Below are 6,312 nucleotides of genomic sequence, written 5' to 3' on the forward strand. Positions count from 1 at the left end.
GGCTTGTAGTCTTGCGCGAGCTGCCGAAGGCGCTGCACAACATCTTCGAATCGCCGATCACTGTCGGTGCGTTGTGCGCTATCGTGCTGAATATCTTCCTGCCCGAAGAGTTCATCGAGCTGGAAGAAGACGAGTTCGACCCGGAAGCCTCGGTGCTTCAGGTGATGCAGAACCCGGATGTTGCGGCCAAGGGTGAACCCGCGTCACCTGTGGCTGTCGCACAGTTGAACCGTCCGTAATGCTCGAAGGCCGAGCTTTGAGCGGTTCGGCCTTTTTCTTTACGAGAATATGTTCATGCGCAGATTGCTAGCCCTGTCCCTATCCCTTCTATTGCTCTCCCTGAGCGCCTGCGCCCTGTTCCCCAGTCGCGACCCGCTGCACATCAACGTGGTCGGTATCGAGCCGCTGCAAAGCCAGGAGCTGGAAGTACGCTTCGCGGTAAAACTGCGCGTGCAAAACCCCAATGAAACCGCGATCGCCTATAACGGCGTGGCGCTGGACCTGGAGGTTAATGGCCAGCCGCTAGCTTCCGGCGTCAGCGATCAGTCGGGCTCGATCCCACGATTCTCCGAAGCAGTGATCGTGGTGCCGGTGAGCGTTTCGGCCTTCTCGGTGCTGCGTCAGACCCTCGGACTGAGTCAGACGCAGACACTGGACAATCTGCCTTACGTACTGCACGGCAAACTGGCCGGAGGGGCGTTCGGCACCATGCGTTTTGTCGATAGCGGCAAGCTCAGCCTGCCGGGCTCGATCTCTGGCACCTGGTAACGCGCTAGTAACGTAATTCTGTTCACTTACGCCGTAATGCGATCTGTAGCAGCTGTCGAGCCTGCGAGGCTGCGTTCGGCTGCGAAGCAGTCGTGAGTCCGGCTGCCGTGGTGTATCTGATGCACCGCATTGTCTTATTTACCGACTGCTTCGCAGCCGAACGCAGCCTCGCGAGCTCGGCAGCTGCTACAAGGAATGCGTCGCGGCTGAAATCGCTTAAGTGAACCGCAGAACGCTATGTAACGGGGTCGATCACCTGCGTCACACTATGCTTCAGACCTTCTACGTGCCAGTTGGCCCACAGTCGGGTCTTGCCGTTGCCGCCTTCATCCGGCTCGATCGCCAACCAGTTTCGAGCGGCGATCAGGTAACGCCCCCTCGCGCCAACAGGCAACATGGTTCCGGTGATGCCGTAGTCGATCTGTTCCTGGTTCGCACCGATGGACTCCAGAAAGTGCACCGCCAACACTGGCGGCGCAGGATGCACGACGCCGGTGGAAATCAATTGGTAGATTTTCCCCGCGCCATCGCTGCCATGCCGGGGCAACTTCGATTCGATCACACAGGCCCCGGCCACATGAACGTCGCCAGACACCAGCGTGACCTTGCATGATTGGGCTTTGGCGAAATCCAGCAGCCGCATGATCAACCGCTTGCGTTCACTGCGGTGCGGCAGGCTTCGCCAGTGGTCGCGTAAATCGTCCTCGAGCTCCTGTTGCCCCACCATCACGTCCAGCGCCTTTTCGGCCGCCTGTAAATCAAGGTAACCCACCGGAATACTCGACATCAGCAACAGGTGCTTGTGCGCGGGGACCTTGTCCAGCCAGGCATAAATCGCATCCCAACTGACCGGGGAAATAACCCGGGTTTGTTGGGCCTGCGGGGTGGTCAAGTCCGGCGCGCGTTCGCTGCGTAGATCGGGAACCAGCAAGGCCAACTCGCCCAGGCCGGTGAACCCCAGGTGAAAGCCATCAGCAGTGCCGGGAATCGCGCAGGGATGGGTATCAGCGGACGGCTTGAGGTGAGGATGCGTCTGGATCAGTTGCTGCTGGAAAATCCTGAAATAGCGTTTGGCTGTGGCAAACAGCCCCTGGAACACCGGGCTTGAATGCAATATCTCATCGTAGGAACCCCAGCCATCGATGATGTCATGGTCATCCCACATCATCACCGTCGGAATGGCGCCGAACACCTTGGCCATCTCGGGCTGTTTCCAGCATTCCAGGTAGAGCCTGGTGAAAAACTTGTCCAGATCGGCTTCGATCACCTTGGTGTAAGCAGCCTTTTGCCGGTCGGCGAAGGGTTTGGCGAACCATGCTTTCATCGACGGCACACTGCTGCGCATGTCGTCGCTGTAAACCTGATCGCCGCCCATCAACAGCAGATGATAGGGCTCGCCCTGGTGAGCACCCCACATGTGCTCCCAACGCTCGTTGTTCCGGTCTACCTTCTCCATCTCCTTGGGGTCGGAGAAACCGTTGCACGACACATACGCAATGCGCGGCGACTGGCCCTTGGCCGGAACGACGAAGTTGGCCTGCGCACCGTCTACGGAAACCGTGTAACTGGTGGCAACGGCCTGATCCTGCGCCGCCTTGAAATCGATGCGCCAGACGCGGGAATTAGGGTTGAGCAGCGGGATATCGGCGATGGCCAAGGGTGTGTCGGCAGTCACACCCTTGGGCACTTTTACCGTGGGAGGTGGCTCGCCCAAGGGTGAAACCACCAGGGCAGACACGTTGTAGACATTATTATTGATGCCACGAAACTGCAGAATCGGGCCTAGTAACAAACTCATGGCGAGTCCATCCGTTGACGGGGGTATGAACGCCTGGAGACTAGACGACAATCACACCCCCCGACGGATTATGTGTTGAACCGCACGCCCGGTTTGGCTCGCTCATCCACCGTCAACTCAAACACGTCCGGGCGCGCATAGTGCCCGACCACGTCGTAGTCGTACCGGGCGCGGATCAGATCATCGGTGTCGATTTCGGCGGCCAGCAATCCCGCCTCGCCACGCAGCGGCCCGGCGAGAATGTCGCCCATCGGCCCGACAATCACGCTGCCGCCGGCAATCAACGGGCGCTCCGCCGGCCAGTTGGCGATGTCCACGCCCAAGGCTTGTGGCGAGTCCTGAACCTGACAGGCACTGACCACAAAGCAGCGTCCTTCATGGGCGATGTGACGCATGCTGACCTGCCACATCTCGCGCTCGTCCACAGTCGGCGCGCACCAGACCTCCACGCCCTTGGCATACATCGCGGTGCGCAGCAACGGCATCATGTTTTCCCAGCACACCACCGCGCCAATCCGCCCGACCTGGCTGTCGATCACCGGCAAGGTCGAGCCATCGCCCTTACCCCAGATCAGTCGCTCGGTGCCGGTGGGCATCAATTTGCGGTGCTTGGCAACCAGCCCTGCCTGCGGGTCGAAATACAGCGCGGTGCAGTACAAGGTGCTGCCGGCGCGCTCGATCACGCCGATCACCAGGTTGGCCCCGGTGCGGGCCGACAACCCGGCCAAGGCGTCGGTCTCCGTACCAGGCACGTCGATGGCATTGGCGAAATACCGGGCAAACGCTTCACGACCTTCCGGCAGTCGATAGCCGAGTTGCGTGCCGAAGCTCTCGCCTTTGGGGTAGCCACCGAGCAACGCCTCGGGCATGACCACCAACGCCGCGCCGGATTCGATAATGGCGGTTTCCCAAGAGAGGATTTGATCGAGGGTGTCGGCCTTGCCGCCGGGCAAGGCGCCGATTTGCAGGGCAGCAACGATTGACTTGGGCATTATGGTGGCTCCGTCAGGAATGAAGTGTTGCTCATTCTCTGGCGCCACAGGATCATGAATAAAGCCCGACTCACTGCTGAATGATATGAACCAAATGAATATCGCCACCGTCGATCTCAACTTGCTCAAAGTCTTCGAAGCGCTGCATGAGGAGTCCAGCGCCAGCCGCGCCGCGCTGCGTCTTGGCGTGACGCAATCGGCGGTCAGCGCGGCGTTGCGTCGGTTGCGAGAGGTGTATGGCGATCAATTGTTCGTGCGCACCGGCCGAGGTCTTGCGCCGACGCTCAAGGCCGACCAGTTGAAACCGGTGGTCAGTGATGCACTGAACAAATGCCGGCAAAGCCTGGCGATGGTCGATCCTGCGGCCCATCATTACGACGGGCGCTCGGTAACCGTGGGTTTGTCGGATGATTTCGAAATCGCCTACGGGCGACGATTGATCGAGGAAATCGCTCACCGAGCGCCGAAACTGCGGCTGATCTTTCGCCAGACCCATAGCCAGATCGTCGCCCGGGCCTTGATGGAACGCAGCATCGATCTGGCGATCACCGCAGGCGGGTTTGCCGAGCGTTTGCTCAGCCGCCAAGTACTGGGTGAAGGGGGTTATCTGTGCCTGGTGGATCCCCTCAGCCTGGCCGAAGGACAACAGAGTCTCAGCCTTGATGAGTTCGTCGCCCGCGAGCACATTCTGGTGTCCTCGGGCGGTTTTATCGGGATTACCGATGAAGGCCTCGCCGCGTTGGGATTGAGTCGACGGGTATGCGCGTCGACCACCCACTTTGCCGCGTTGCCGTATCTGCTCAAGGGCAGTCAGGCGGTGGCGACCATTCCGGCCCATGCGGCGCAAAGTATCGCCGCCCTCAGTGGACTGGCGTTGCTGCCCTGCCCTCTGGCGCTGCCGCGTTACCCGATCGAACTGGGCTGGCGCACCAGTACGCAGCTCGATCCGGTGGTGTTGAAAGTGCGTGAAGCGATTGCCGCGATTTTTTCCGGGGCGTTTATTTAGCGGCCATCAAGCGATTGACTTCACTGCGCACCATGTTCGCGAATTCCGGCGGCGACATGCCGTCGAGTTCGGCGCGTACCCACTCGGCCCATTTGCCTTTGCGCTTGGCGCGCTCACCGAACAACCGAGCGGCTTCGCCCTTGGCTTTGCCCAGGTTGTTTTGCCAGAGTTCGAACAGACGGGATTTTTCATCTTCAAGCGCCGCGCGCTCGGCGAGGGGTTTGTCGGCCAGATTGAAGCTCATGGGGAATTACCTGCTGCGTAAAATAGGCGACATCTTACACTGTAGGAAGAAATGTCCTGCGCTGGATTTTTCGTCAGGGGTGAGTCACCGCGCAAAATGGCTGCAACTTTTGCCACGGCGGCAGACTCCATTGCTCACTGTCCATTCACTGTAAGGAGTACACCAAATGGCTCGCAAAACCGTCGATCAAGTCGCCGATGATCAAATCAAGGATCAGGTCTTCAGCGAACTTCAGGCCCTGATCGAAGAGTCGGAAAAACTGCTGAAAAGCAGTGCCTCACTGGTCGGAGAAGAAGCGGACACCCTTCGCGGGCAAATCGCCCAGAAACTCCAGCAGGCCCGAAGCTCGTTATCCAGTGTTCGTGACCGGACCCAACCCGCGGTCGACGCCACCGAAACCTACATTGGCGGCCATCCATGGCAAACCGTGGCCATCTCTGCGGGTTTCGGCCTGGTGGTTGGTCTGTTGTTGGGTCGGCGTTGAACCATTGATCTGTGGGAACGGGCTCAGGACCCGGCCAGTTCCCGCAGATTCGCCAGCGTCTGTGGATCGAGCGCAATGCCTTCAACATTGGCTTTGGCGCGTTGCAGGTGACGCCGATCCCCCGGTAAACGCTTGAGCCCCACACCATGCATCTGCCGGACCAGTTCCTGGCTGCGTTCGGCAAAATTCTGCCCCGCCGATTTGCTCGGATCGATCACGATCAGCAGTTGCCCGGTCCAGGGGGTTTTGGCCCCCGGATGGTTCGACCAGTCGAACTCGAAAGAAAAGTTGCCACCAGTCAACGCCGCCGCCAACAACTCCACCATCATCGACAGCGCCGAGCCCTTGTGCCCGCCAAACGGCAGCAGCGCGCCACCTTCGAGAATGGCTTTCGGGTCCTGAGTCGGCTGGCCGAGGCTGTCCACACCCATGCCCGCTGGCAAGCGTTCGCCTTTACGCGCGGCGATCTGCACATCGCCATGGGCGATGGCGCTGGTCGCCAAGTCGAAGACAATCGGCGCACCGCCGGCCCTGGGCGCGGCGAAGGCAATCGGGTTGGTCCCGAACAGCGGACGATCGGCCCCGTGCGGTACCACGCAGGTCATGCTGTTGACCACGCTCAGCGCCACCAACCCTTCATCGGCAAACGGCTCGACGTCCGGCCACAAGGCGGCGAAGTGATGGGAATTGCGGATCGCCAACACCGCAATGCCGGCACTGCGGGCTTTTTCCACCAGCAAGGGCCGCGCCGCCGCGAGGGCCGGTTGGGCAAATCCATTGCCGGCGTCAACCCGGACAAAACCCGAGGCCACGTCCTCGACCACCGGCACGGCCTGGCCATTGACCCAGCCACTCTGCAACGTCGACACATAACCGGGAATACGGAAAACGCCGTGACTGTGAGCCCCGTCACGTTCGGCGCTGGCGCAGTTGAGGGCCAGGGTTCTGGCGACATCGGCCGAGGTGCCATGGCGCAGGAAAATCTGTTCGAGCAATTGAACGAGCGCGTCGAAGTCGAGG

7 protein-coding genes and 1 pseudogene are annotated in these 6,312 nt (G+C 60.4%); 4 read left to right on the forward strand and 4 right to left on the reverse strand.

All coding sequences use genetic code 11. The features are described from left to right. Together AC1DLB_RS18270 and AC1DLB_RS18275 are read left to right on the forward strand one after the other, a co-directional pair. Positions 1-239: pseudogene (locus AC1DLB_RS18270) on the forward strand (xanthine permease XanP); the annotation flags it as partial. A 55-nt stretch (positions 240-294) separates the two neighbouring features. Continuing rightward, positions 295-768 carry an LEA/WHy family protein gene (locus AC1DLB_RS18275; protein ID WP_064621286.1) on the forward strand — a complete coding sequence of 158 codons (474 nt, stop codon included), beginning with the start codon at positions 295-297 and terminating at the stop codon, positions 766-768. A 235-nt stretch (positions 769-1,003) separates the two neighbouring features. Here the strand turns inward: AC1DLB_RS18275 and AC1DLB_RS18280 are convergent, their stop codons facing one another. After that, entirely contained in the window at positions 1,004-2,566 is a 1,563-nt protein-coding gene (locus tag AC1DLB_RS18280; RefSeq protein ID WP_477743022.1) for an alkaline phosphatase D family protein, read from the reverse strand. A gap of 68 nt (positions 2,567-2,634) precedes the next feature. Beyond that, positions 2,635-3,558, reverse strand: coding sequence for a carbon-nitrogen hydrolase family protein (locus tag AC1DLB_RS18285; RefSeq protein WP_018926099.1), 924 nt, complete (start codon positions 3,556-3,558; stop codon positions 2,635-2,637). 85 nt (positions 3,559-3,643) lie between these two features. On the opposite strand from AC1DLB_RS18285, the gene AC1DLB_RS18290 reads away from it, so the two are divergent. Then, on the forward strand, positions 3,644-4,564 hold the full coding sequence (locus tag AC1DLB_RS18290; protein ID WP_477743021.1) for a LysR family transcriptional regulator: 921 nt from the start codon (positions 3,644-3,646) through the stop codon (positions 4,562-4,564). On the opposite strand, the gene AC1DLB_RS18295 is transcribed toward AC1DLB_RS18290, so the two are convergent. Next, the gene (locus AC1DLB_RS18295) at positions 4,557-4,808 is read right to left on the reverse strand and encodes a hypothetical protein (protein ID WP_007983592.1); all 252 of its coding nucleotides are present in this window, start codon (positions 4,806-4,808) and stop codon (positions 4,557-4,559) included. The genes AC1DLB_RS18290 and AC1DLB_RS18295 overlap by 8 nt on opposite strands. Before the next feature lie 166 nt (positions 4,809-4,974). Here AC1DLB_RS18295 and AC1DLB_RS18300 point away from each other — a divergent pair, with 166 nt between their 5' ends. After that, a complete protein-coding gene (locus AC1DLB_RS18300) occupies positions 4,975-5,292 on the forward strand; it encodes an ElaB/YgaM/YqjD family protein (RefSeq protein WP_018926101.1) in 318 nt (105 codons plus the stop codon). Positions 5,293-5,315: 23 nt separating this feature from the next. On the opposite strand, the gene AC1DLB_RS18305 is transcribed toward AC1DLB_RS18300, so the two are convergent. After that, a partial coding sequence (locus tag AC1DLB_RS18305) for an Ldh family oxidoreductase (protein ID WP_477785398.1) occupies positions 5,316-6,312 on the reverse strand: 997 nt, incomplete at its 5' end.

The sequence above is a fragment of the Pseudomonas sp. 05N434 genome, assembly GCF_056396965.1.

What these genes read in the sequence shown, in the direction of transcription:
- AC1DLB_RS18275 (WP_064621286.1), top strand. Translation starts at nt 295, where the DNA reads ATGCGCAGATTGCTAGCCCTGTCCCTATCCCTTCTATTGCTCTCCCTG.
- AC1DLB_RS18280 (WP_477743022.1), bottom strand. Translation starts at nt 2,566, where the DNA reads ATGAGTTTGTTACTAGGCCCGATTCTGCAGTTTCGTGGCATCAATAAT.
- AC1DLB_RS18285 (WP_018926099.1), bottom strand. Translation starts at nt 3,558, where the DNA reads ATGCCCAAGTCAATCGTTGCTGCCCTGCAAATCGGCGCCTTGCCCGGC.
- AC1DLB_RS18290 (WP_477743021.1), top strand. Translation starts at nt 3,644, where the DNA reads ATGAACCAAATGAATATCGCCACCGTCGATCTCAACTTGCTCAAAGTC.
- AC1DLB_RS18295 (WP_007983592.1), bottom strand. Translation starts at nt 4,808, where the DNA reads ATGAGCTTCAATCTGGCCGACAAACCCCTCGCCGAGCGCGCGGCGCTT.
- AC1DLB_RS18300 (WP_018926101.1), top strand. Translation starts at nt 4,975, where the DNA reads ATGGCTCGCAAAACCGTCGATCAAGTCGCCGATGATCAAATCAAGGAT.